Source organism: Candidatus Endomicrobiellum cubanum (assembly GCF_031278955.1).
Classification (GTDB): Bacteria; Elusimicrobiota; Endomicrobiia; order Endomicrobiales; family Endomicrobiaceae; genus Endomicrobiellum; species Endomicrobiellum cubanum.
The window spans coordinates 1-25,084 of the sequence record NZ_JAITJM010000054.1 but is presented as its reverse complement, the minus strand read 5'-3'; the positions used below and the strand labels follow the sequence as shown (position 1 = coordinate 25,084).

The window sequence follows — 25,084 nt, the reverse complement described above, 5'->3', positions numbered from 1 at the left end:
ACACAAGCTTTTCTTTGTTCAACTGACAAAATTAAAACCTGACTTGACCGCTTTAAGGAAAAAAAGGAAAAAGCACTCATAAAAAGATGGATTAGGGGAACCCTAATGCTCAAGTCAGGTTTTAAGTCAACATAGAAATTTATTTTATTTCCCCAAATTACAATATTTTCTGGTATGTTGCCATAGTACATTATATTTTGAAGATTTAAATTTTTAAGTTTTCTAAAGTACGTGTCATTTTTTAAAAAAATACCTTTTGGTTTAAAAATATTTTTTGTTGCTTCTAAAATGTCATCTTTATATTTGTCAGCTCCAGAGAATACAAAGTGCCCACAAATATAGTCCTCATATTTGTCTAAAATGACTCCTGGTAAACCATCTGACTCTCCAAAAACTACTCTATAAGATTGTTCGTCAGGATAAGCAAATTCTCTTAGAAGTTTTGCTTTTTCTATTCGTTGTTCCCAAAAAGATACATTTATATCTTCTTGTTTATCTGTAATAAGTCTAAATGCTATTATAGGATTAGGATTATAAAATCCTAATCCTATAAAGTTTAAAGTACTGTCATGTAAAGCAACAATTTCTCCTGTTTGGATGTTGCCTTCTGTTTGTTTAATTTCATTTGAAAAAGCCCATTTGTGACCGCTTTTTATTCTTTTGCTTTCTTTATTTCTTTAGCTTTTAATATAACTTTTTCACGATAAACCCTTTTTTGGAATTATATTATTGTACAAAAAATTAATTAAATATACTTTTTGTACAATAAACTCCCAAAAATTTTACATAATGGAAATGGACATAGACAGTAAAGATGGTTACAGTAAGTTCAGAAGATGTGGCAAAAAAGAATACAGTTTTGAATAATAGTATTATTCAAAGAACTAGTGAAGAGATTTTAGTAAATATTTATAATATCAGAAGAGGATAGAAATTCAGAAGTTATTAAATATCTAACACTAAAAGGACATTATAGAAAAAATGATTCAAAAATAGGTGATGTATATTACGATATTACTGAACATCAGAGACAAATAGTAAGCTTTCAGCAAAAACTTGATAATGGAGGGTATAGAGCTTATGATATTGTTATTTTAAACAAACTTATAATAAAAGTGCTCATTTAAAATGTAAAAATCTAAATAAGCGCTTTCTTTTTTTCATTATATATTATAAAATTTTTAATACCTAAAATTCAGCAGTTTAATCGAGTAAATTAAAATCAAGGATATATAAAGTGAAAAATTGGGTAAAGTTTTTTCTTTTGCCAATAGGCTTTTTAATTTTTGTTGGAGCGTTAATACTTCTACATAATCAACTAAAGAATTTAAGTTATACAGATATAATCAATGCTTTAAAAGCCATCCCTTTTTTTAAAATATTTTTAGCTATGTCGCTTGCATTGTCGTATTATTTTATTTTAGGTGGTTATGATATAGTTGCTTTTAAGTATATAAACTCAAAAGTTTCTTTAAAACCTAAAGATATTCTATTTACATGCTTTATAAGTAATGTTTTAGCAAATAATACAGGCTATTCAATGCTTTTTGGCGGTTCAATAAGATACAGACTTTATTCGTTGTACAATGTTTCAATGGTTGATATTACTAAGGTTCTTATATTTTCTTCGGCAACGATATGGCTTGGGCTACTTGCAGTTGGTGGATTTATTTTTACTTTTGCGCCAGTGTCTTTAGAAAGTGTATTAAATGTAGGTTTGTCTACAAAAACAATAGGTCTTTTTTCAATTTTAATTTTATTTTTATACATATTTTTAAGCACTTTACATTCTAGACCTATAAAAATATTTAAATGGACAATAACGTTCCCTAATATCAAAATAGTGCTTTGGCAAATTTTACTAGCAACTTTGGATTGGTTAGTGGCGTCTCTAACTTTATATGTTTTAATGCCTGATGGTTTTGTTTCATACTTTGTTTTGCTGAAAGTCTTTCTTGTTACACAATTTGCTGTAATTGTAAGTCAGGTACCAGGAGGAATGGGGATTTTTGAAACTTCAATTACTTTGCTAATGCCTCAAGCTGCTAGTAACCCTGGTGTTATAGGTGCGCTTCTTGCGTACAGGGCAATATTTTATTTTTTTCCTTTACTTATAGCTCTTATACTTTTAGGTTCTTTTGAATTGATGGTACTTACTAAAAAGTTTCAAGATAGGACAAGGATATTTGGCAAAACAATATCTTCTGTTATAGTGCAAGTACTTGCCTTATCTTCATTTGTTGCTGGTATGGTTTCAATGTTTTCTACGGCAACTCCTTTTGATGTTGCACAGTTAAAGTTTATTATTAATTTATTACCATCCTGGTTTACGGATTTATCTCACTTTTTGCTTAGCGTCACATCAATTGTTTTGCTTTTTGTTTCTAGAGGCTTACAACTTAGAATTAAAAAAGCTTGGTCTATAGCGTGTGCTTTAATAGTATCTGCAATTATTTTAATACTTATTGCAGGAGAGTCTCTTTTAGTCCTTGTGTGTTTTGTTGTTTTGTTTATAGCTCTTGCATCTTCAAAACAGTATTTTTATAGAGACATTTCTATATTTAATACTGCTTTCAGTAATTGGTGGTTTAGTGCAGTTGGAGGCGTTTTTGTTCTTTCAGTTTGGATAGGTTTTTTTATAAATAAGCAGGATATTTTCTCTTGGATTCACTTAGATATATTTTTTAGAAATCTTTTAATAAGTACAACAGATGCTGCAAGATTTTTAAGAGCAAGTTTTGGTATGGGCATTATAATAGGAATAGTGATTTTAGAGCAAATTTCCAGAAACTTTTTTAGAACCCCCATATTGTTTACAAAAAGGGATATAGAAAGAATAGTATACTCTTCAGATTCTGTGTATTCTCTAAATGCTTTATCTAAAGATAAAAATTATATAGTTAACGAGCAAAAAGATGCTTTTATAATGTATGGTAAATCTGGAAATAGTTGGATTGCTTTAGGTGATCCTGTAGGCAATAGAGCTCATAAAAATGAGCTTTTGTGGCAATTTAAGGAACTTGCTGATAATGCATCTGTAAAGCCTGCTTTTATAGGCATAGATCATAAATATGTGCAAATATATGATGACATAGGACTGGATATTTTTAATATTGGGCAAGAAGCAAAAATTCAATTAAGGATATTTGATGAAAAAGACCAACATTTTAAAAATTTTTGTGAATTGGAAGAAAATATAGAAAATTTAGGTTTTAAATATAAAATTTTAAATTCTGAACAATTTTATGAGTATAAAGAAGTGTTTGCAGATATAGATAAAGAATGGAGAAAGGCTACAAACTTTATTCCAATAAACTTCATACCGGGCAATTATGAGCCTACGTATATGAAAGATATGGATTTCAGTGTTGTAGAAAAAGACGGTAAATTATATGCTTTTTCTGTGTTAGAAAAGACAAACAGCAAACATGAAATTTCTTCAGGTGTTGTTAGATATTTATCTTTTCAAGAGGATATTTTTTCTTACATAATTTTTAAAAATATTTTGTGGGCCAAAAACAATGGATACACGTGGTTTGATTTGGGATTTGCTTATTCTTTTGAAGCAGGTTCTCAGGAAGAAGTAGTAAAATATTTTGCAAAAATGTTTATGTTTGCAGAACACTTTAATTATAACTTAGAACTTTTAAAAAGTTTTAAAGACAAGCTTTGTCCTCTATGGCACAATAAATATATAGCTATTCATCCTGACAAGTATATACTAGCTTTTATTAAAAATTTTACAATGCTTATTTATCCATCAAAACACGTACAAGCAAAGTTTTTCTTTAAAAGGTTTTTAAGTAAATGAAAGCTTGGGAGTTATTTTATAAAAATGTTACTCACAATAGATTTGTTTGTGCTAGAAATAGGATAGTTTTGGCTGTGTCTGGTGGAATGGATTCTATGTGTATGCTGCATATGTTTTGGCGCCTTAAAAAGAAAATAAATATTGATTTGTTAAGCGTAAACTTTAATCATAATTTAAGAAAAGAATCTAAAAAAGAGGCTTTAATAGTTAAAAATTTTTCAGAAAAATTGAATATAGATTGTATTCTAGAGTCAATTGATGTAGAGGGGTACTCTAAGAGTAATAATGTCTCTATAGAAACTGCAGGTCGCGATTTAAGATATGCCAGTTTGCATAAAATAGCAGAAAAATATAATTTTAATAAAATTTCAACAGCCCATAATGCAAACGACAATGCAGAAACTGTTTTAATGTGGTTACTTAGAGGCAGTGGAAATTTTTCAGGCATACCTCAAGAAAGAGGTCTTTCTAAAAATGTTGTAATAATTCGTCCGCTTCTTCCAATTAAGAGGGATTTTATTGAACATTATGTAAAAAAGCATCAATTACCATTTTGTACAGACAGCTCGAATTTTACAGATATCTATACAAGAAATAAAATAAGACATTCGCTTATTCCTGCTTGCGAGAAAATTAATTCAATGGCAGTTGAACATATATTTTCTTTGAGTTGTATACAAACTAGAGAAAATCACTATTTAAATATAGTTTCAGCTAAATTTTTAAAAAAATGTGTAAAATTTCGCAAAAATCAAATTTTGCTTGATTTAACAATGTTTTTGCGATATAATGAGGCAATTAGATTTAGGATTTTACGAGATATTTTACCTCAAAAAAAAGATAACAACTTGTGCATAAATTTAATAATGTATAAAATTTTGTCTTTAGACAAATCTGTGTATAGATTGTCTGCTGATTGGGTTTTTAAGATAAAAGAAACAAACGCGTATTTTTTAAAGGGTTTTTAAGGCAGATCCTAAAGGGATAAAAGTGATGATTAACAAAGAAAATTATACAGTAGAAATTCTTTTTCCAGAAAGACAAATACAAAAGAGGATTTTTGCGATATCTTCTCAAATATCTAAGGACTATGAAAATAAAGATCTTGTTGTAGTTGCAGTTTTAAACGGCAGTTTTATCTTTTGTGCGGATTTGGTACGTAACTTAGATGTTAGGTGCGCTATTGATTTTATACGTGTTAGTTCTTATTCTGGAGGACAGTCATCGGGAAGAGTGAAAGTAATTTCTGATTTTAAAGAGGAATCAAGAGGTAAAGACGTTTTGATAGTGGAAGATATTGCTGATAGCGGCGTAACTTTAGATTTTTTGATAGGTAAAATATCTGCAAACAAACCTAAAAGTATAAAAACTTGCGTTTTTCTTGATAAAAAATGTGCTCGTCAAAAAGATGTTCCCATAGATTATAGCTGTTTTGAAATTGGCAATGATTTTATTGTAGGTTATGGCTTAGACTATAGCGGATTTTTTAGGCAGTTGCCATACGTAGGGAGAATAAAGGAGTTTAATAAATGAAAAAGAAAAATCCGTGGTTTGTATTTTTTTGGATAATGCTTTTTATAATTGTTTTTATGCTCATAAATTCGTCAAAGCAAAGAGGGCAAGAAGTAGATTTAGAGTATTCTCAATTTAAGCAATATATAAAGGCTAAAAGTGTATCTAAGGTAGTTGTTTCTCCAGATTTTATAAGAGGACAATTTAGGGACACAGATGGTGTTCTAAAAAAGTTTAAAACAATACCTATGGACGATCCTAACTTAATAAAGGATATGGAAGATAATAACGTTTTGGAATTTTCTTCTGCGCAAAGAAATGGTTGGCTTGCGCCAATTTTGCTTAATTGGGGTCCTATAATTCTTTTGATTTTATTTTGGCTTTGGATGATGAAGGGTATGGCTGGTGGTAGCAAGCAGGCCATGTCTTTTGGCAAGGCAAAAGCTAAACTAGCAGGCAATAATGCTGCAACAAAAGTTACTTTTAAAGATGTTGCTGGTTGTAATGAGGCTAAAGAAGAGTTACAAGAAATAATAGAATTTTTAAAAGATCCTGCGAAATTTCAAAAATTAGGTGGAAAGATTCCAAAAGGAGTTCTGCTTTTTGGTTCTCCAGGGACAGGTAAAACTTTGCTTGCAAAAGCAGTTGCTGGTGAAGCAGGAGTTCCATTTTTTTCTTCTAGCGGTTCAGAGTTTGTTGAAATGTTTGTTGGAGTTGGCGCTTCTAGAGTCAGAGACTTATTTGATAAAGGTAGAAAATCTGCCCCCTGTTTACTTTTTGTAGATGAAATTGATGCTGTTGGAAGGCATAGATTTGCTGGTATTGGTGGTGGGCATGATGAGAGGGAACAAACTTTAAATCAACTCCTTGTGGAAATGGATGGTTTTGATACTAAGGAAGGTGTTATTTTAATTGCAGCAACTAATAGACCAGATGTTTTAGATCCAGCATTGCTTAGACCTGGGAGATTTGATAGACAAGTTGTAGTACCAAGTCCTGATCTAAAAGATAGAGAAGAAATATTAGCTGTACATTCAAGAAAAGTTGCATTAGGTGATGATGTAAATTTAAATGTTATAGCAAGAAGAACGCCTGGTTTTGTTGGAGCTGACCTTGCAAATCTTGTAAATGAAGCAGCACTTTTAGCTGCAAGGCATGGGCAAAAGAGTGTAAGCATGAAGAATATGGAAGAGGCAATAGATAGAATAATTGCTGGTCCACAAAGAAAGTCACGTTTGATGTCTGATAAAGAAAAAAAAATTACTGCATATCACGAGGCAGGGCACGCTCTTGTTGCAAAACTTCTTCCTTCTGCCGATCCAGTACATAAAGTTTCTATAGTGCCAAGAGGTCCTGCTTTGGGGTACACTCTTCAACTACCAGAACAAGACAAATATCTAACTTCAAAAACAGAACTTTTAGACAGGCTTTCAATATTGTTTGGAGGTCGCGTTGCAGAAGAGGTTGTGTTCTCTGAAATTACTACGGGAGCTCAAAACGATATAGCTAAAGCTACAGAAATTGCTACTAGAATGGTTACTGAGTTTGGTATGAGTGATAAAGTAGGGACAATATCTCTTCAAAAACCAAACCAAGAAGTATTTTTAGGAAGAGATATTTCAAACTCGGATAGACATTCAGGAAAAACTTCTGAAATTGTAGATGAAGAAATTAAAAATATTATAGATGGTGCAAAAGAAAAAGCAGGAACTCTTATAAAAGAGAACATGATTACTTTAAATAAAATTGTAGATTATCTTTTAGAAAGGGAAAACTTAACTGGTCAAGACATAGATAAAATTATAAAAGGAGAACAGTTGACTCCCATAACAGAAGAAAAAAATGTTAAGGAAGATAAAAATGGTACATCAGAAACTTTAGATGTTTTGTTAGATAAAGATGTAATAAAAAAAGAAATTTTAGGCGGAAATATACAAAGTGAAAAAGTTTAATTTTGATGAGATAAAAGCAAAAGAAGCGATAAAACTTTTACTTGAATCTTTTGGAGAAGATTTAAACAGGGACGGTATAAAACGTACTCCAGAAAGAGTTGTAGAGTTTTATAAAGAAGTTCTGTCTGGGAATAGTATAGATTCTTTGGATCTAGTTCCAATTTCGTACTCTAGCGAAGAGCACGAAGAGATAGTGTTAATAAAGGATGTTTCTTTTTACTCTCTTTGCGAGCATCACCTACTTCCTTTTTTTGGGAAAGTACATATGGCTTATATCCCCCAAAAAGATAAAATTGTAGGGATTTCAAAATTAATAGGGCTCATAGAAATTTTTGCAAACAGACTTCAATTACAAGAAAGATTTACCAAACAAATATCTGATACTGTTATGCAATTATTAAAACCTCATGGTGTCATGGTTATTGTTGAGGCTGAGCATTTGTGTATGACAATGCGTGGCATAAAAAAGACAGGGTCACTTGTTATTACTCAATCCGTCCGAGGTAAATTTTCAGAAGATGAAAAAGCAAGGAAAGAGGCAATGTCTTTATTAGGGAAATAAAAAGTGATAGTAAGAAAAGCCATTATAAATAATTTAAAAGATGCTTTAGAGCTTACAAAAAAAACGGGAAGTAGCAGTATTGTTCACGAATATCTTGCTCAAAAGGGTATAAATTTTCCTGTTATTATAGAACAAATAGATAATAGAGCTGCAAATATATTAAAACAAGAAGCAATTTCAGTTGGAGCAGATGTTTCTGTAAGTCAAGATGTTAGTAGGTTTAAAAAAGGTTTTTCAGATATAGTTTTGTTTGCAAATCTTACTCAAATTTTAAAACTTTTTGATAAACTAAAAATGCAACCGTTTGGATTAAAAGAAGTTGCACTTAATTTTAAACAACTAATTAACAATAAAAAAGTTTTCAAATGTAGAGATAAGTCTCTGGATTTTTCGTGTCCAATTGTTATGGGTATTGTAAATATGGATCCAGATTCTTTTTCAGGAGATGGGCTTACATGTCCAGATAAAGCTCAAGGACAAGCTTTGGAGTTTGAAGAATGTGGGGCTGGGATAATAGATATTGGAGCAGAATCGTCTAGACCCGGTTCAAATTTTGTAGATGCAAAGACAGAGATAAAAAGGTTAATACCTGCTTTAAAAAAAATAAAAAAGAAACTTAAAATTCCAATTTCTATAGATACGTATAAGTACGAGACAGCGAAAGCCGCTTTGGATGAAGGGGCAGATATTATTAATGATATTTTTGCTTTAAGAGTAGGAAAAGAAAAGTTAGCAAAGCTTATTGCTAATGTAAAAGCTGGTTTAATATTAATGCATATGAAGGGATTGCCTAAAAATATGCAAAAGTCACCTAAATACAAAGATTGTACATGTGAGGTTTTTAAATTTCTTTTAGATAGAAAAAATTATGCGTTAAATTTTGGTGTACAAGAAGAGTGTATATCCGTAGATCCAGGCGCCGGTTTTGGCAAAACTGTTGAACACAATTTAGAATTAATAAAAAATATAAGAACTTTTTCATCGCTTGGAGCGGTTGTTGGGGCAGTATCGAGGAAAAGATTCGTAAAGGCTTTGTCAGGAGAAGACAAGACATCTTTTGTAGTGGCAAATTTTCTTACAGCTTTTTGTGGTGCAGATATTTTAAGAGTACATGATGTAAAAGAAACTGTCAACGTGTTGAAAATGATTCAGGCTTTTAAGGGAGTTTAAATGAGGGCAATGTCGTATATTTACAACGTTTACATAGTTAATATTTTAGATATCCTTATACTTGCTTTAATATTTTATAGACTTATTTTAATCATTAAAGGTACAAGAGCTATCCAGATTGTTATAGGTATTTTGTTTATTTTAGGACTTACTATAGTAGCAAGAGATGTTTTTCACCTTAAAGCTTTATCTTGGTTATTAGAAAATTTTTGGCTTGCGGCAGTTATTATATTTGCTGTGATATTTCAAAATGAAATCCGAAATGTTTTAGCTCAAATAGGTAGTCAACTTTGGAGTTCAAAATCCAAAATTGAGGATTCTTATGTAACAGAAATTGTCGAAGCTGTAGAAGATTTAAGTAAATCTATCATGGGGGGACTTATTGCACTTGAGAATGAAGTTGGGTTAAAAAATTTTATGGAAACGGGAATAGTCTTAGATGCTAATATTTCAAAGGAGCTTTTACTATCAATATTTAAGAACAAGTCTGCTCCTTTACATGACGGAGCAGTGGTTATTTTTAACAGAAAAATTATGGCTGCAGGCTGCTTGCTCCCGTTAAGTCATGAAACTAATTTTAAACTTTTTGGCACAAGGCACAGAGCAGCACTTGGATTAAGCGAAGTTACAGATGCTTTGGTAATTGTAGTTTCAGAAGAAACCGGTAAGATTTCTGTGGCTTATAATGGTAAATTGCATGGAAATGTTTCTGCTTCAAGACTTAAGGAAATAATAAAATCAAATGGTAAGGTACTAAAGTAACGATGAAAAAAATTTACAGCAAAATAAAAAAGAATTGGCAGTTAAAATTGTTGGCTATAGTTCTTGCTTTTTTTGTTTGGTTATATGCGTGGTACGTATGAAAAAATTATTTGGTACAGATGGTATAAGAGGTAATAGTTCAAATTTTCCATTCGACCAAAACACTCTTAATATAATTGGAATGGCGATTGCAGAAGTTTTAGGGAATAAAAAAAATATTCTAATAATTAGAGACACAAGAGAATCTGGAAAAAAAATACAGAAAGAACTTGCAAAAGGTATGCTCAAAATGGATGTAAAGCCTGTTTTTAGTGGGGTTATGCCTACGGCTGCAGCTTCTTTACTTGTTAAAAATGGTGATTATTCTGCAGCAATTGTGATATCTGCAAGCCATAACCCTTATATTGATAATGGTTTGAAGATTTTTAACTCAAAAGGATTTAAGCTTGCTGACAGCGTTGAAGAGAAAATAGAGCATAAAATAAAGAAGTATTTAGATTTAAAAGCTGTTATTGCAAATACCAAGTTCTCTATCAAAGAAGATCTAACTCTTATAAAATTTTATGAAGATTTTTTAATAAAAAATTTTATAGGTAAGTCTCTAAAAGGAAAAACTATAGTTGTTGATTGTGCAAACGGGTCAGCTTATAAAATTGTGCCTTATGTGTTAAGAAAACTTGGAGCAAAAGTTATTGCTTTAAATACCAGACCAAATGGAAAAAATATTAACTTTAATTGCGGAGCTTTGTATCCAAAAGTTGTAGCAGAACACGTAAAAAAACACAATGCTTTTTGTGGCTTTGCTTTTGATGGAGATTCTGATAGGCTTGTATGTGTGGATGAAAAAGGAATAATCAAAGACGGAGACTATTTTCTTTTTGCAATGGCAAAATGGCTAAAAAGTAATAATAAATTAAAGAATAATACTTTGGTTTCTACAGTTATGGCAAATTTGGGGCTTGTGCATGCTATGGAAAGTGAAAAAATCAATATTGTTTTATCTAAAGTTGGAGATAGGTATGTTATTGAAGATATGGAGAAATATAACTCTTCATTAGGTGGAGAACAGTCAGGGCATTTTATTTTTAAGGACATTTTAGCCACAGGAGATGGAATTCTTAGCTCTATTATGTTACTTGGAGCATTGTGTGAGTCTGGGAAAACAATGTCTGAATTTATGGAAGGTCTTGAAAAATTTCCACAAGTGCTTATAAACAATAGAGTTGAAAAGAGAATACCTATAGAGCAACTTCCAAAATCTTATAAGTTAATAAAAGAGTATGAGAAATTATTAGATAAAGATGGTCGTATTCTTGCCAGATATTCCGGTACAGAAAATCTCTTAAGAGTTATGGTTGAAGGGAAAAATTTAGAGAAAATCAAAAAGCTTGCAGAAAGTTTAGTTACTAATATCTGTAAAGAAGTTAGGTCTATCTAAAGCCCTAATGCATATAATGTTTTGCATTTTTGACAAAGCAATACAAAAAATATAAGGGGTTTTAGACAGACCAAGTTGGCAGTTGATAGAAAAAAAGAGGATTTAATGATAAAATTAGGTGTAAATATAGACCATATAGCTACGATAAGACAAGCAAGAAGAGGTGATGTGCCATCTATTGTTGACGCTGCATTGATATGTGAAAAGGCTGGCGCAGACAGTATAACGGTGCATTTAAGAGAAGATAGAAGGCATATTCAAGATAAAGATGTTTATGATTTAAAAAAGTCTATCAAAACAAAGTTAAATCTTGAAATGGCTGCTACAGACGAGATAGTTGAAATAGCTTTAGATGTGAAACCGCATTTTGTTTGCATAGTTCCAGAAAAAAGGCAGGAACTTACAACAGAAGGCGGCTTAGATGTTAAAAAGAATAAAAAAAGTCTTGCAAGTTGTGTGGAGAGGTTAAAAAAGGTAGGAATAATAGTCAGTATGTTTGTTGAAGCTGACACAGACCAAGTCTTAGCTTGTAGTCAAATAGGGGCAGATGCTGTAGAAATCCATACTGGCAGATATGCAGAATTTTATAAGGAAAATGGAAGAAATTCTTTAAAGTTCAAAGAGGAATTTGAAAAGATTTTAAAAGTTTCGCAAGAGGTTGCAAAAAGAAAACTTTTATTAAATGCTGGTCATGGATTAGATTATGATAATGTAAAGCATATGTGCAAAGTTCCAAACATAAAAGAGTTTAATATAGGTTTTTCAATTATTGCAAAGAGTATTTTTACTGGTCTTAGAGCCGCGGTAAAAGATATGAAAGAACTTATAAAAGGGTCTCTTTAAAAACCCTAATGCATATAGTGTTTTGAATTTTTGACAAAGCAATACAAAAAATGCAGAGCTTATCGTGAAATGAGCACAGGCTTTTAACGTAACAGTGTCAAAAATGGCACACTAAGGATACGCATTAAAGTTTTTAAAGAGACCAAAGGATAATTTATGTGTGGGATAGTTGGTTATATTGGTAAAAAAGACGCTGTTGAAATTGTACTAAAAGGTTTAAGGAAATTAGAGTATAGAGGCTATGATTCAGCAGGTATAGCTGTAGTTTGTGATAATTTACTACATACCAGAAGAAGTGTTGGCAAACTTTGCAATTTGACAGAGAATATAAAAAAAAATCCCATTAGTTCAAATATTGCTATAGGGCATACCCGTTGGGCAACACATGGAAAACCCTCTGAAAATAACGCGCATCCACATACAGATGCTACTAATAGTATTGTTATTGTACATAATGGAATAATTGAAAATTATGCAGATTTAAAAAACCAATTAAAAGAAAACTTAAAAGATTTTAAGTCACAGACAGATACGGAAGTTATAGCGCATCTTATAAAGAAATATTATAAGAACGACCTGTTTGATGCTGTAAAAAGGTCTTTAAGGGAGATCAAAGGTTCTTATGCTTTAGCTGTAATATGTAAAGATGATCCAGGCACAATAATTTGTGCAAGGCAAGATGCTCCTTTAATAATTGGTATTGGGCAAGAAGAAAACTTTATTGCTTCAGATATACCAGCTTTGCTTTCTTATACGAAAAATATGACTTTTCTTGAAGATGGTGATATAGCTAAAATAACAAAAGATAAGATTGTAGTTGTTGATAAAGACGGTAATGAACAAAATCGCCAAGTAAAGACCATACATTGGGATCCAATTTTAGCAGAAAAAGCAGGATATAAGCATTTTATGCTAAAAGAGATTTTTGAACAGCCTCGTACCATAGAAGATACATTGAGGGGAAGGGTTTACCCTAATGAAGGAAAAATATACGTAGAAGAAGTAAAATTAAGTAAAGAAGATATTAAAAACATTTCAAATATTTATGTAGTTGCTTGTGGAACATCTTATCATGCTGGACTTGTATCAAAATTTTTTTTTGAAAATTTTGCAAAAATACCTACGGAAGTAGATATTGCTTCTGAGTTTAGATACAGAAGCCCTATTCTAAATGAAAAAACTTTAGTTATAGTTATTTCACAATCTGGAGAGACTGCAGATACGTTAGCTGCTTTAAGGCTTGTAAAAAGTAAAAATTGCCAAACGCTTGCAGTTTGCAATGTTGTAGGTTCAAGCATAAGTCGTGAAACTAACCATGTAGTTTATACTCATTGCGGAGTAGAAATTGGAGTAGCTTCAACAAAAGCTTTTACAGGACAACTTGCAGCTCTTTATATCCTTGCTTTAGATTTTGCTTCTAAAAAAGAATCTTTACCTAAAGAAGATATAAAAAAGTATTTACAAGAACTATGGGAGATACCTGTAAAAATAGGAGAATTTTTAAAAAATGTGCCAGAGATAAACAAAATAGCAAAACTTTTTGATAGAAAAAAAGATTTTTTATATCTAGGTAGACATATAAATTATCCCGTGGCTCTTGAGGGGGCATTAAAACTTAAAGAACTTTCTTATATACACGCAGAGGGTTATGCTGCTGGCGAAATGAAACATGGTCCAATTGCTTTAATTGATGAAGCTATGCCGATAGTTGTTGTAGCTACAGATAGTACGGTTTATGCAAAAATAATTTCTAATATAGAAGAAGCTAAGGCAAGAGGAGCAACTATCATAGCTATAGCAAGTTCAAATAATAATGAAATATCAACTAAAAGCGAGCATGTTATTTATGTTCCAAAGACAGACGAGTTTGTTTCACCTTTAATGTCTGTGGTTCCATTACAATTGTTGGCTTATTATATTTCTGTCAATTTAGGGTGTGATGTTGATCAGCCAAGAAATTTAGCAAAGTCTGTAACGGTAGAATAATCAATGGAATTTCTGAATTTTATAGTTACTTGGAGTTTACAAATATGTTAGGCGTAGATATAGAAGAAGTTAAAAGATTTAACAAATATTTAAAAAATTTGAATATTATTAAACGTATTTTTTCGCAAGAAGAAATAGACTACTCTTTTTCTAAAAAAAATGTTGCTCAGCATTTAGCTGTTAGGTTTGCTGCAAAAGAGGCAGTGTGGAAAGCGCTTAGTGGCAGTAATAAAAAAGTTGCTATTACAGATATTAAAGTAATAAATGATAAATATGGAAAACCAGAAGTTTTTATTAAAGACAAAAAAACTGCAAAAATAAATTTATCAATATCTCATACTAATAAATATGCAGTTGCAGTTGCGATTTTTTTGTAAAAATTTAAAATCTATTTAAGGAAACCCTTAAGAATGGGAGAATCAATATGACTTTTGATAAAGAAATTATTGACATTAGAAGGCATATTCACGAAAATCCTGAACTTGGCGGAAATGAATTTAATACTGCAAAATTTATTGAAACAAAACTTAAAAGTTTTAATATACCTTTCAAACGTGTTGCTAATACTGGTGTAATCGGTACGATTTCAGGTCTTCAAAAAGGTAAAACTATAGCTTTAAGAGCTGATATAGATGCTTTGCCAGTCTGTGAAGAAAATAACATAAAATACAAGTCAGTTAATAGAGGTATTATGCACGCTTGTGGTCATGATGCTCACGTGGCTATAATGCTTGGTGCGGCTAAACTGTTGCAGAATAAAAGAAGTGCATTAAAAGGGAATGTGAGGTTGATTTTTCAGCCTAGTGAAGAACTTTCAGATGGTGCAAAAAGCATGATATCAGGAGGAGCTTTAAAAACCCCAAATGTCGATTTTATATTAGCAATGCACGTAAGTCCGTGGATAAAGTCAGGTAAAATTGGCTTTAAATATAATGAGATGATGGCTGGAGTTGATCAGCTTAAAATAGAAATTGTAGGTAAAATTGCACATGGGGCTTATCCTCACGAAGGTAAAGATGCTATACTTGCTAGCAGTGTTTTTATAAATATGGTACAGGGTATTATTTCAAGAGAACTAGACCCACTAGAGAATTCTGTTATAACATTTGGCAAAATAGAGGGGGGAGATGCGTATAATGTTATATGTAAAAAAGTAACTCTTCATGGGACAGTCAGGACTTTTAATAACAAAACTAGAAATTTTATAAAAAAAAGTATTTTAAATAAGTTGAAAGGTATAGAAAAATCTTATGGCGTAAAGTGTAATGTTGAATATAATTTTATAGGAAAACCAGTAATTAACACTTTAGAAATTACAAAGTATTGTATACAGACAGCAGAAGAGTTTTATGGTAAAGATAATGTTGAAATATTGTCAAAACCCTCTATGGGCGGAGAAGATTTTTCAGAATATTTAGATATTGTTCCAGGAAATTTTATGTACGTAGGGACGTCTAAAGATAAAGCTACATCTAACCCTTGGCATCATACTAATTTTAATATTGATGAAGATGCTATTCCAAAAGCATCAAAATATATAGCTTATGCAGTAGATAAATTTTTAAATAATATCAGTGCCTCTCTCTAAAACACTTAAATTATACACATTAGGAGTTTTTGTCAATATATATGTTGCTACTATGCCATATATTACCTGCCTTGACCGTTTTAAGGAAAAAAAGGGGAAATCACTCATAAAAAAGGTGGTTTGTGGGAACCCAAAAGGTCAAGTCAGGTATAAGTATATAATTAAATTTCTGCATTTTCAGGAACTGTAATTTCAGAGATTTTTTTACTAAGTTTTGAAGTGTCTGTTGTTATACTTATGTAATTATCAGTAAGTACTTTATGTGGTCCTATTTTTACAATTTTTCTTTTTTTGCCTATGTTTTTGGTTATAAACTTTTTTCTTTTTTCTAAATCTATTTTTGATAAATCTTTTGCGCGGCTTTTAATTAAGTCTTGAGGTACTTTATTAGCAAATGATGATGATGTTGTGCCCTTTCTATCTGAATATCTAAAAATATGTAACCTAGCAAATGGGTTTTTTTGTATAAAATTGTAAGTTTCTTTATGATGTGTTTGATTTTCTCCAGGAAATCCAGTAATAATATCTGTAGTTAACGCTAAATTCGGTAAAATATTTGTTATATATTCAATTTTTTCTTCAAAATCTTTTGTTAGATATTTTCTATTCATACGTTTTAAAATTTCGTCACTACCGGATTGTAAAGGAATATGCAAATGTTGGCATAGCTTGTCTGGATTATTTTGCATAAGACCTATTAGTTTATTGTCAATCTCGTTTAATTCTATTGACGAAATTCGTATTCTAAAGTCTATAGGTATTTGGACTATTTTATTAAGTAGGTTTGATAAACCATCACTAAATTTCCCTATGTGTATTCCAGTTAAGACTATTTCTCTATACCCATTTGTTACAAGGTTTGTAATTTCTGAGATAATTTCATTTTCAGGTTTACTCCAAAGAACATTTCTAACATATGGAACTATACAGTAACTACAAAAACTATCACATCCATCTTGTATTTTTAAAAAAGCGCGGGATCGTTTGTCAAAGTTCGTAATTGTTTGCTTTTCAGGTTCAGAAAATAATGTTGTTTTGTTTTTTATAATTGTAAATTTTTTAGGTTTAAATGGTTGCTTTATATCGACATTTTTATTTTTTACTATGCAACCTGTGAGTATTATCTCAGGATTATTTGGAAGTTTAGAAACTTTTCTTAGAAAATACTGACATTCTTTGTCTGCTTGGGCTGTTACTGTGCAAGAATTAAAGATAATAATGTCTGCTTCTTCTGGAGTTTGCACGCGCACAAACTTGTTTTTTTTATATTTTTCAGATATGAGCTGAGATTCATATTGATTTACTTTACAGCCGAAGGTGTGAATATAAAATTTTTTCATTTAAATTATACCGTAAATAAATTGAAATATTAGACTGCTTGCTACCACTGCTGCGGTTTCTATTCTTAAAATATTTCCCCCAAGAGTTAATGTTTTAATGTTTAAAGATTTAGCAAATTCAATTTCTTCGCTTTCAAACCCACCCTCAGGTCCTATGAAAATATTTGCTCCATTAAGTTTTGATTTAGGAACTAAAGATTTTAATGTATTTACATTTTCGTTCTCCCACATTAATATGTTTATAAAGTCCTTGTTGTTAATAGCGTTTATGCAAGCTGTTTTAAAGTCAACAGGATTTTCTATTTTCATAACATCACTTCTACCACATTGAGAACTTGCTGATATTGATATTTTTTCGTATCGCTCTATTTTATTTGATATACTTGTAATAATACTTCTTTTAGTATTTATTGGTATTATTTTAAGTACATTTATTTCAGAACACTTTTCTATTAGCCATTCAAATCTATCTCCTTTTGGTATACAGGTATAAAGGTTTATTGTGGGGCCAGGCATTTTATAAGAGGAAGATAAAATATGTCCAGAAATTTTATTTTTATTTATTAAGTCAATTTTTACTTTATAAGAGGTCCCTTTTCCATCAAAAAGCATTATTTCATCGTTTTGTTTAAAGCGACGCACATTAAATAAATAATGAGCTTGTTCTCCCTCTATAGAAAAAGTATTTGTATTAATATTTTCAGGCTTAACATAAAAATGTGGCATGATTAGCTCCCTTAATGTTTTTATTATACATACTTATTCTATATTCTTTCAATTTTATTCTTAATACTACAAGTATTGTTGTTTGACATTACTAACGCAATGAGGTAATATAAGCCATGATAAAATCATTTAAAGATAAAGAAGTGAATTGATTTGGAATGAGGAATTTTCAAAAGATTACCTCATGATATGAAAACTTCTAATGCTTAACTCATCAAGTAATTTAGACGATTTAAAAATTCCTCCGTTAAATTGTTTAGAAAAATTTTATGGTACTAGAATAGATTATTATTCAATCAGAATAAATATACAATGGCTGGTAGTTTTTAGATTTAAAAATGGTGACGCTTTTGAAGTTGAAAATAATAGATTATCATTGAGGAGTTGATTATGGAAATAAAAATGATAGAACCAAGAGAAATTTTAATTGAAGAATTTATGAGACCTTTTAAAATAACAGCATATAGATTAGCTAAAGAAACCAAAATGCCAATGACTAGAATTGCCGCAAGTATAAAGGGAAAAAGAAAAATCACGGCTAACACTGCGCTAAAATTGCCTCGCTATTTTGGTAACAGTCCAGATTTTTGGATAGGAATCCAAACGGAATATGATTTACGAACTGCAAAAATTAATTGAAAAACAATTAAACCAAATACGACCTATAAAAGTTACTATTTAGGATATTAAAAATTTGCTATTTATTTAAAAAATTGTTATATTATAAATAATTTGATATTAAAACTAGGTTTTAGATGTCAGAAAACTGTATTTTTTGTAATATAGCTAGCAAGAGGATTCCATCCCATAAGGTTTATGAGGATGAGGGTACTTTTGCTTTTAAAGATATAAGTCCCAAAGCCCCTATTCATATAATAATTATTCCTAAAAAGCATATAGTTTGTTTAAGTGATGTTTCTTATGGAGAAGAACAAATATTAGGACATATACAAATTGTTGCTTCTAAAATAAGTAAACAATTTAAAGAGATGAAAAATGGTTTTAGACTTATTAATAACTGTGGTGTAGATGGTGGACAAACAGTTTTTCATATACATTATCATCTTCTTGGGGGAAGAGTTTTTGGTTGGCCTCCAGGCTAAAGTTATTGGGTTTACATAAAAAATCTTTTTTAAGAAAGGTGGTGTTTTTAAAAAATGGTAAATATTAAAGTTCGCGAAGGTGAATCCATAGAAGAAGCTATTAGGCGTTTTAAAAGAGAATGCGAAAAAAATGGAATAATGCAAGAAATAAAAAAGCGTGAATTTTACAAGGCTCCGAGTGTATTAAAAAAAGAAAAACTTGCTGAAATTAAGAGAAAAATACGTCGTAAAATGCTTAAAGATAATAAGAGGTTTAAAACAGCATAAACAAAAGAGGGAGTTATGTTAAGTGCTCCCTTTTATTTTTTACCTAGAAAAGTAGATATGAAATTAAAAGATATACAAAATTTATTTGTTCAGGAAGGTAAAAAAACAGATCCAAGAGGCGAGTCTGTTGTAGAGTTGGATTTGTTAAGACGTAAGGAAGAATATGATATTCTTCCTGCCAATAAAAAAGAAACTTTTGATGTAGAGAGTTTAACAAATCCATATTATGATTCTAGAGTTTTATATGGTAATGAAAATTTAGAAATTAAAACAATTATGGTTGGTATAGACATAGAAACGCAAGAACTTTTACTTGCAAAAAATTTAATAAATTCTGGTGTTAAAATAGATTTGGTTATAGCTCATCATCCAGAAGGCTATGCGTATTCTACATTTAGTAGTGTTATAGGTATGCAAACGGATATTTTAAATAAGCAAGGTATACCTGTAAATATTACAGAAAAAATTGTTTCTGAAAGGATAAAAGAGGTTCATAGAAGTGTTTCACCTCAAAATAATGAAAGAGTTTATGATGCTGCAAAGCTATTAAATATTCCTTTTATGACAGCTCACAGTGTTGCAGATAATCATGTGGCTTCATTTTTGAAAGATAAAATAGATAATTTGAGACCGGTATATTTAAAAGAAATTATTAAAATGCTTGAATCTTTACCAGAATATCAGCATGCAATAAAAATAGGTCATGCACCGTTTATTCTTAGTGGAGATAATTATTCCAGATGTGGAAAAGTTTTTGTTGATATGACAGGTGGAACAGAAGGTCCAATAGACTCTTTTGAAAAACTTGCAATAGCGGGGGTAGGGACTATAGTTGCGATGCATTTAAGCCCAAAAGGTGTAAAGGAAGCCGAAAAACATCATTTAAATATTGTTTTAGCTGGTCATATTTCTTCTGATAATTTAGGATTAAATTTACTTTTTGATAAGTTGGAAAAGAAATTTGACCAAAAACTTGAATTTGTAGAATGTTCAGGCTTTAGAAGATTTAGAAGATAAAATGGCTATATCTGATGATATAATTGAAAAAATAAGATTATCTAATAATATAGAATCAGTAATAAGAGAGTATATTCCTGATTTAAAAAGAACTGGTCATAATTGGAAAGCATGTTGTATTTTCCATAATGAAAAAACACCTTCTTTTATTGTGAGTCCTGAAAAAGGTATTTTTAGATGCTTTGGTTGTAATGTTTCTGGCGATGTTTTTAAGTTTGTTATGCTTGCAGATAATATATCCTGGCTTGAAGCTGTCAAAAAGCTTGCTAAAAAAGCAAATATTACAATACAAGAAACAAAGCAGAATTCTGAGAAACCTTCAAAAAAACTTTTACTACTTGATATATTAGAAAATTCGGCTATATTTTATCATAGATATTTAATGGAAAGTGCAAATGCTAAAAAAGCGATGGACTATCTTGTAAAGCGTGGAATAACTCGTGATACAATAGTTAAGTTTAAAATAGGTTTTTGTCCAAAAGGACAACTTATACAAGCAGCTATAAAGAAGGGTTTTACAATAGAAGTCCTTATTAAAGCAGGTGTAATAACAAAAACAAATAAGGGGAATTTTTTTGAATATATGTCGGAAAGAATTGTTTTTCCGATTTTTGATGTTCAGGGCAGAGTTGTAGCATTTGGAGGAAGAACTATTACAGATCAACAGCCAAAATATATAAACACTCCTGAAACAGCAGTTTATTCAAAGTCATCTAATTTATATGGTTTATTTCAAACTTTGCCGCAATTACGCAAAGAAAGAAAAGCTATTGTGCTTGAAGGTTATATGGATGTTGTTACTACACAACAGTTTGGGATTGTAGGAGCTGTTGCTAGTTTAGGTACGGCTTTTACACACAAGCATGCTAAATTAATTTCAAGATATTCTGACAATACTGTTTTACTTTTTGATTCAGATGATGCAGGTAGGACTGCGGCTCAGAGATCTCTTGAAATTTTAGTTGAAGAAGGCGTGGCAACAAAAGTATCTTCTTTACCAGAAAATGTTGATGCAGATGAATATTTAAATCAGTATGGGAAAGAAGCATTTTTAAAACTTGTTGATACTACTGCTAAAAATGCGATAGATTTTATGATTGCAAGAGTTTATGGAAGTAAAGCAGATAAGTCGCCTGAAATTAAAGCAAAAGCTGTGTCAGAGCTTTTGGACTTTGTGACCAAAAGTTCAAATGCTATAGTTCAAAGTGAGTGGATAAGAAATATTTCACAATATATAAATGTTGATGAAGCAGTTGTTTATAAAGAATTTAAAAAGAGAAAAGCGTTAAGATTTCATGGATATGCAAAAGAAGAAAGGGCAAATTTAAACAAAAGAACTTTTAAAAATAAAAAAGTTTCTATGTCTTTAGAAGAAAACTTGTTAAATATTATTTTAAATAATAGAGAATTTGCTGAAAGACTTAATGTAGATTGTTTTCGTGATGATAGATGTAAAAAAATTTTTGAGTTTGTTCTTTCAGGTTTTAGTGATGCAGAAATTTTAAATTCTCTTTCACAAGAAGATGCAAGTTGGTTTTCAGAACTTACTTTAAATAGTATTGAATATAGTAATGTAAATGAAGCTTTTAATACTATTTTAAAGGATGTTGAATTAAATATTTTTAAGAGAAGAAGAACATTATTAGAAAAAGAAATTCTTCTTATGACAGAAGGTAAAAAAGAAAAAGATAATAGACTGTTTGATGAATATAAAAAGTTGACAGCTCTCTTAAAAGGGTCAGGGAAATAAAATGACAAAAAAAGATTCATTTAAAAATTTAATTGATTTTGGTAAAAAACAAGGTTATCTTACTTATGAAGATATCAGTAATACTCTTCCTCAAAAGTCTATCGTTGCAGAAAAAATAGATAGTTTTTTTATAACCTTAGATGATTTGGGCATTAAAGTTGTTGATAATAAAGAAGATTTAGAAGAAAAAATGCAAAAAGATGCTGAAGCTATAGAGCAATCAGTCAAAACTTCCAATGAAGAAGAAGACATAAATCCTGTTAGAATGTATTTAAGTGAAATGGCCAAAGTTCCTCTTTTGGAAAGAACAGTAGAAGTTGAACTTGCAAAAAATATAAGAGAAAATGAAAAAAAGCTAAAATTGATAGTTTTAGAATCCCCTCTTATTATAAAAGAAATAAGAAATTGGGAAACTCTTATAGGGCAGCAAGAAATGACGACAAAAGAGCTCATGCCTAGAGGTAGAAAATCTCAAGCTCAACTAAGAGGAATGGGAGTAAAAATTAAAACAGTTGTTAAAAAGATAAATAGTATCGAGAAAAGCATTATTAATTATGAAAAAAAATTAAAAGAAAAGAATTCAATTAAAGATAAAGAAAAATATTCAAATAAAATAAAAGAACTACGTTTAGAAATTGTTAAGTTGATTGTAGGTCTTAATTTGAACCAAGATAAAATAAAAAGGCTTATTAATAAAATTAAAACAATAGCTCAAAAATTAAATGAAATTCAAGATGATTTAAGGAGATTTGAACGTAAATATAAAAATCCCCTATCAAAAGTTAAAGCTTTGTTTAAAAGTTATGAAATGGGGAAAATTTCTGCACTAGACTTTAAAAAGCAGACAGGATCACCTCTAAAAGATGTTATAGAAGATGTAGAAAGAGTAAAATTTCTTTTAGACAAAAGATCTAATATGCAAGAAAGTTTTGTTATAAGTACAGAAGAAATGATAGAAACAGATAAAAAGATTAGAGAGCTTGAAGATATTATTCATAGAGATAAAATGAAACTTATTGAAGCAAACTTTAGATTGGTTGTTTCCATTGCTAAAAAGCATGTTGGAATTAGTAACTTAGAGCTGTCAGATTTAATTCAAGAAGGAAATCTTGGTCTTTCAAAAGCAGTTGAAAAATTTGAATGGAAGAGAGGTTTTAAATTTTCAACATATGCAACATGGTGGATAAGACAATCTATAAACCGTGCTATTGCAGATCAAGCAAGGACTATTAGGATTCCTGTCCATATGAAAGAACTTATTTCAAAACTTACAAAAGTTAAAAAGAAATTTCAGCAAGATATAGGTAGAGACCCTACTATTGAAGAATATGCAAAAGCTTTAAAGTTTTCTACAGATAGAATTAGAAAGATATTAAAAATGATGCAAGAGCCGGTTTCTCTTGCAACTCCTGTTGGGGAAGAAGAAGACTCTCGTCTTGAGGATTTTGTAGAGGATCAAAATAGCCCAAGTCCTGTTGCTAAAACTCAACAGTATAGACTTCAACTTGAACTAGAGAAAGTTTTAAATACTTTAACGCTAAGAGAAGCTGAAATTATAAGTTTGAGATATGGTATAGGCGTTGGGTATCCTAGCACTTTAGAGGAAGTTGGTAAAAGGTTTGGTGTTACTAGGGAAAGAGTAAGACAAATAGAAGCAAAAGCTATAAGGAAACTAAGGCATCCTAGCAGAAGTAAATCTTTAAGAGAATATTTAGATTAATTTAGTTGTTAATATCTGTATTGTATGAAGGCAAACAAATTTTTACTTTGTCCAGTACCTTCTTTCATGTTTGTTGTAGCATGTCTTTGACCCATTAAACTTGTAACAGAATATATTTCACACCCTAGCCCAATATCAAAATATTTTGATATTGGAGTGAGGCAAGAAAGTTCTAAGTCTAAACCTTGTCCAAAAGTAGCTATCCCTTTATAAGATATAGGGAAGGTATATATACTTATTTGATGGTTTAGTCCTAAATTAATTTCAGTTGCTGCTTCTTTGCCAAACACACTTTCAAAACCAAAAATTAAATTTAGAGTTTTGCTTGCTTCATATCCACTGACAACTTTATAAGACATACCCTTTGTAGTTATATAAGGGAACACGTCAGGAAGTCTGAACCCATATGGCTTGGCCATGGGTTTATTTGTAAACATAGAATAAAAGAACGAATATGTAGTTGCACTTAAAAATAAGGACTTAATACCTGCATCACTGATAGTACCTTTTTTAAAATCATCTCTTCCTTTTAAGTTAAAATCATTAATTATATTGTAAGGATCATCTCCAAATTTTTTTGCAGTTTTATCATACATAGCCCCATACAATAAATCGCATATGTAACTAACATAAGAAAGGAATTTAGTATTAGAATTTTTAAAATGTATATCATCACTAATTTTTTCAGCTAAATAAGTATTATTGTTTATCCCTCCAGCAGAAAATATAATATCAAAATTATCCAATTCATCTATTTTTCCTGAGTTTACAAAATAATTTGTTAAATTTAAGTGTTCAGTCTCATCTGCGCTACAAGCAGCCCTATTAGTATTGAAAAGAGATTTGAAAAAGAAATTGAAATAGTTTTCATCTTTATGAAAGCTCTTATCATCATCCATATCTTCCATAAGCATAAAATCTATCCCGTAAGATTTCGCTCTAAGCCCATGGCCAATTTCGTGTAACGTTGTTGAGCCAGCCATATTAAATATAAACAATAAAAACCATGTGGCACCTTTAAGCATTGTAGACCCAGAATACCCTTCAGGAATACAATCAAGTAGTCGTTCACTGGCTCTAAGAAATTCCAAATTAAAGTTTGCTAGTTGTTTATTTGTATAGCAACCCTCAAGATATGCGCTACTGAATGAAATAGTGTCTTTTTTCATAAAATCAACTGAGGAGCTAGCTTTTTCATTTGTTTCTAATGTATAGGAATTAATTGCTAAACACAATACTATCATTAAAGCTGATAAACTTTTTTTCATTTTGTCTCCTAACTTGAACATTAGAGTCCCCTCCTGCCTTTAGCATTAGGCCCCCCCAAACACTTCCTTTTATATGAGTGATTTTCTATATTTCGTTAAAGGAGTCAAGACAGGATAACTTTAGTAAAGACTCTTCTATTAATAGAATGAGCTTGTTCATGATTTCTAGTATCTATTAGCATATCCTCTCCATAGGACTCTATCTTTATCCTACTCCCTTTTATCCCCTTACTTTCATAATATTCTTTTACTTTTTTTGCTCTTGCTAG

General features: G+C 30.5%; 23 protein-coding genes and 2 pseudogenes. 20 read left to right on the top strand and 5 right to left on the bottom strand.

Features of this window, described 5'->3' with window-relative positions; all coding sequences use genetic code 11:
• Positions 1–662: pseudogene (locus LBD57_RS05240) on the bottom strand (hypothetical protein); the annotation flags it as partial.
• A gap of 575 nt (positions 663–1,237) precedes the next feature.
• Between LBD57_RS05240 and LBD57_RS05235 the strand changes: the two are divergent.
• From LBD57_RS05235 to LBD57_RS05180, 12 genes are all read left to right on the top strand, one after another.
• Positions 1,238–3,811: a phosphatidylglycerol lysyltransferase domain-containing protein gene (locus LBD57_RS05235; protein WP_373470280.1), complete on the top strand. Its 2,574-nt coding sequence runs from the start codon at positions 1,238–1,240 to the stop codon at positions 3,809–3,811.
• Entirely contained in the window at positions 3,808–4,779 is a 972-nt protein-coding gene (gene tilS, locus LBD57_RS05230) for a tRNA lysidine(34) synthetase TilS (protein WP_373470279.1), read from the top strand. Before LBD57_RS05235 ends, tilS begins: the two co-directional genes overlap by 4 nt.
• A 25-nt stretch (positions 4,780–4,804) precedes the next feature.
• A complete protein-coding gene (hpt, locus tag LBD57_RS05225) occupies positions 4,805–5,344 on the top strand; it encodes a hypoxanthine phosphoribosyltransferase (RefSeq protein ID WP_373470278.1) in 540 nt (179 codons plus the stop codon).
• Positions 5,341–7,275 (top strand): ATP-dependent zinc metalloprotease FtsH, encoded by a 1,935-nt coding sequence (gene ftsH / locus LBD57_RS05220; RefSeq protein WP_373470277.1) that lies wholly within the window; start codon positions 5,341–5,343, stop codon positions 7,273–7,275. Before hpt ends, ftsH begins: the two co-directional genes overlap by 4 nt.
• The gene (gene folE / locus LBD57_RS05215) at positions 7,262–7,837 is read left to right on the top strand and encodes a GTP cyclohydrolase I FolE (protein WP_373470276.1); all 576 of its coding nucleotides are present in this window, start codon (positions 7,262–7,264) and stop codon (positions 7,835–7,837) included. Before ftsH ends, folE begins: the two co-directional genes overlap by 14 nt.
• Positions 7,838–7,840: 3 nt before the next feature.
• Entirely contained in the window at positions 7,841–9,007 is a 1,167-nt protein-coding gene (gene folP / locus LBD57_RS05210) for a dihydropteroate synthase (RefSeq protein ID WP_373470275.1), read from the top strand.
• A complete protein-coding gene (cdaA, locus tag LBD57_RS05205; protein ID WP_373470274.1) occupies positions 9,008–9,769 on the top strand; it encodes a diadenylate cyclase CdaA in 762 nt (253 codons plus the stop codon).
• Between the two features lie 97 nt (positions 9,770–9,866).
• Complete coding sequence (locus LBD57_RS05200) at positions 9,867–11,207, top strand: phosphoglucosamine mutase (RefSeq protein ID WP_373470273.1); 1,341 nt, start codon at positions 9,867–9,869, stop codon at positions 11,205–11,207.
• Positions 11,208–11,312: 105 nt separating this feature from the next.
• Positions 11,313–12,050: a pyridoxine 5'-phosphate synthase gene (locus LBD57_RS05195; protein WP_373470272.1), complete on the top strand. Its 738-nt coding sequence runs from the start codon at positions 11,313–11,315 to the stop codon at positions 12,048–12,050.
• A 156-nt stretch (positions 12,051–12,206) separates the two neighbouring features.
• Positions 12,207–14,036, top strand: coding sequence for a glutamine--fructose-6-phosphate transaminase (isomerizing) (glmS, locus tag LBD57_RS05190; RefSeq protein WP_373470271.1), 1,830 nt, complete (start codon positions 12,207–12,209; stop codon positions 14,034–14,036).
• Positions 14,037–14,080: 44 nt separating this feature from the next.
• Positions 14,081–14,413, top strand: coding sequence for a holo-ACP synthase (gene acpS / locus LBD57_RS05185; protein WP_373470270.1), 333 nt, complete (start codon positions 14,081–14,083; stop codon positions 14,411–14,413).
• A 47-nt stretch (positions 14,414–14,460) separates the two neighbouring features.
• Complete coding sequence (locus LBD57_RS05180) at positions 14,461–15,624, top strand: M20 family metallopeptidase (RefSeq protein WP_373470269.1); 1,164 nt, start codon at positions 14,461–14,463, stop codon at positions 15,622–15,624.
• A gap of 161 nt (positions 15,625–15,785) precedes the next feature.
• Here the strand turns inward: LBD57_RS05180 and LBD57_RS05175 are convergent, their stop codons facing one another.
• The gene (locus LBD57_RS05175) at positions 15,786–16,964 is read right to left on the bottom strand and encodes a MiaB/RimO family radical SAM methylthiotransferase (RefSeq protein WP_373470268.1); all 1,179 of its coding nucleotides are present in this window, start codon (positions 16,962–16,964) and stop codon (positions 15,786–15,788) included.
• Entirely contained in the window at positions 16,965–17,690 is a 726-nt protein-coding gene (locus LBD57_RS05170; RefSeq protein ID WP_373470267.1) for a 16S rRNA (uracil(1498)-N(3))-methyltransferase, read from the bottom strand.
• Between the two features lie 202 nt (positions 17,691–17,892).
• Between LBD57_RS05170 and LBD57_RS05165 the strand changes: the two genes are divergently transcribed.
• The 8 genes and pseudogenes from LBD57_RS05165 (at position 17,893) to LBD57_RS05130 (ending at position 23,547) form a co-directional block, all read left to right on the top strand.
• Positions 17,893–18,078, top strand: coding sequence for a type II toxin-antitoxin system RelE/ParE family toxin (locus LBD57_RS05165; RefSeq protein ID WP_373470266.1), 186 nt, complete (start codon positions 17,893–17,895; stop codon positions 18,076–18,078).
• Positions 18,079–18,080: 2 nt separating this feature from the next.
• Positions 18,081–18,329, top strand: coding sequence for a HigA family addiction module antitoxin (locus LBD57_RS05160; protein WP_373470265.1), 249 nt, complete (start codon positions 18,081–18,083; stop codon positions 18,327–18,329).
• A gap of 116 nt (positions 18,330–18,445) precedes the next feature.
• Positions 18,446–18,793: an HIT domain-containing protein gene (locus LBD57_RS05155; RefSeq protein ID WP_373470264.1), complete on the top strand. Its 348-nt coding sequence runs from the start codon at positions 18,446–18,448 to the stop codon at positions 18,791–18,793.
• A 54-nt stretch (positions 18,794–18,847) separates the two neighbouring features.
• Positions 18,848–19,060, top strand: coding sequence for a 30S ribosomal protein S21 (gene rpsU / locus LBD57_RS05150; protein WP_373470263.1), 213 nt, complete (start codon positions 18,848–18,850; stop codon positions 19,058–19,060).
• Between the two features lie 15 nt (positions 19,061–19,075).
• Positions 19,076–20,077, top strand: a complete 1,002-nt coding sequence (locus LBD57_RS05145; RefSeq protein ID WP_373470262.1) for an NGG1p interacting factor NIF3 — start codon at positions 19,076–19,078, stop codon at positions 20,075–20,077.
• Between the two features lies 1 nt (position 20,078).
• Positions 20,079–21,827 carry a DNA primase gene (gene dnaG / locus LBD57_RS05140; protein WP_373470261.1) on the top strand — a complete coding sequence of 583 codons (1,749 nt, stop codon included), beginning with the start codon at positions 20,079–20,081 and terminating at the stop codon, positions 21,825–21,827.
• A 1-nt stretch (position 21,828) separates the two neighbouring features.
• Positions 21,829–22,164 (top strand): annotated as a pseudogene (locus tag LBD57_RS05135) (RNA polymerase sigma factor region1.1 domain-containing protein); the annotation flags it as partial.
• 96 nt (positions 22,165–22,260) lie between these two features.
• Positions 22,261–23,547 carry a sigma-70 family RNA polymerase sigma factor gene (locus LBD57_RS05130; RefSeq protein WP_373470282.1) on the top strand — a complete coding sequence of 429 codons (1,287 nt, stop codon included), beginning with the start codon at positions 22,261–22,263 and terminating at the stop codon, positions 23,545–23,547.
• An 8-nt stretch (positions 23,548–23,555) separates the two neighbouring features.
• Here LBD57_RS05130 and LBD57_RS05125 read toward each other — a convergent pair whose 3' ends face one another.
• Complete coding sequence (locus LBD57_RS05125) at positions 23,556–24,815, bottom strand: hypothetical protein (RefSeq protein WP_373470260.1); 1,260 nt, start codon at positions 24,813–24,815, stop codon at positions 23,556–23,558.
• A 104-nt stretch (positions 24,816–24,919) separates the two neighbouring features.
• Positions 24,920–25,084: OmpA family protein (locus LBD57_RS05120; protein ID WP_373470281.1), on the bottom strand; the 165-nt coding region annotated here is incomplete at its 5' end.

Excerpts from the sequence above, each read along its gene's own strand:
- tilS (WP_373470279.1), top strand. The coding sequence starts at position 3,808 with ATGAAAGCTTGGGAGTTATTTTATAAAAATGTTACTCACAATAGATTT.
- LBD57_RS05165 (WP_373470266.1), top strand. The coding sequence starts at position 17,893 with ATGCTTAACTCATCAAGTAATTTAGACGATTTAAAAATTCCTCCGTTA.
- LBD57_RS05170 (WP_373470267.1), bottom strand. The coding sequence starts at position 17,690 with ATGCCACATTTTTATGTTAAGCCTGAAAATATTAATACAAATACTTTT.
- dnaG (WP_373470261.1), top strand. The coding sequence starts at position 20,079 with ATGGCTATATCTGATGATATAATTGAAAAAATAAGATTATCTAATAAT.
- LBD57_RS05130 (WP_373470282.1), top strand. The coding sequence starts at position 22,261 with ATGACGACAAAAGAGCTCATGCCTAGAGGTAGAAAATCTCAAGCTCAA.
- LBD57_RS05125 (WP_373470260.1), bottom strand. The coding sequence starts at position 24,815 with ATGAAAAAAAGTTTATCAGCTTTAATGATAGTATTGTGTTTAGCAATT.
- rpsU (WP_373470263.1), top strand. The coding sequence starts at position 18,848 with ATGGTAAATATTAAAGTTCGCGAAGGTGAATCCATAGAAGAAGCTATT.
- LBD57_RS05175 (WP_373470268.1), bottom strand. The coding sequence starts at position 16,964 with ATGAAAAAATTTTATATTCACACCTTCGGCTGTAAAGTAAATCAATAT.
- hpt (WP_373470278.1), top strand. The coding sequence starts at position 4,805 with ATGATTAACAAAGAAAATTATACAGTAGAAATTCTTTTTCCAGAAAGA.
- LBD57_RS05145 (WP_373470262.1), top strand. The coding sequence starts at position 19,076 with ATGTTAAGTGCTCCCTTTTATTTTTTACCTAGAAAAGTAGATATGAAA.
- LBD57_RS05155 (WP_373470264.1), top strand. The coding sequence starts at position 18,446 with ATGTCAGAAAACTGTATTTTTTGTAATATAGCTAGCAAGAGGATTCCA.
- LBD57_RS05160 (WP_373470265.1), top strand. The coding sequence starts at position 18,081 with ATGGAAATAAAAATGATAGAACCAAGAGAAATTTTAATTGAAGAATTT.
- glmS (WP_373470271.1), top strand. The coding sequence starts at position 12,207 with ATGTGTGGGATAGTTGGTTATATTGGTAAAAAAGACGCTGTTGAAATT.
- cdaA (WP_373470274.1), top strand. The coding sequence starts at position 9,008 with ATGAGGGCAATGTCGTATATTTACAACGTTTACATAGTTAATATTTTA.
- LBD57_RS05195 (WP_373470272.1), top strand. The coding sequence starts at position 11,313 with ATGATAAAATTAGGTGTAAATATAGACCATATAGCTACGATAAGACAA.
- LBD57_RS05180 (WP_373470269.1), top strand. The coding sequence starts at position 14,461 with ATGACTTTTGATAAAGAAATTATTGACATTAGAAGGCATATTCACGAA.
- LBD57_RS05200 (WP_373470273.1), top strand. The coding sequence starts at position 9,867 with ATGAAAAAATTATTTGGTACAGATGGTATAAGAGGTAATAGTTCAAAT.
- ftsH (WP_373470277.1), top strand. The coding sequence starts at position 5,341 with ATGAAAAAGAAAAATCCGTGGTTTGTATTTTTTTGGATAATGCTTTTT.
- acpS (WP_373470270.1), top strand. The coding sequence starts at position 14,081 with ATGTTAGGCGTAGATATAGAAGAAGTTAAAAGATTTAACAAATATTTA.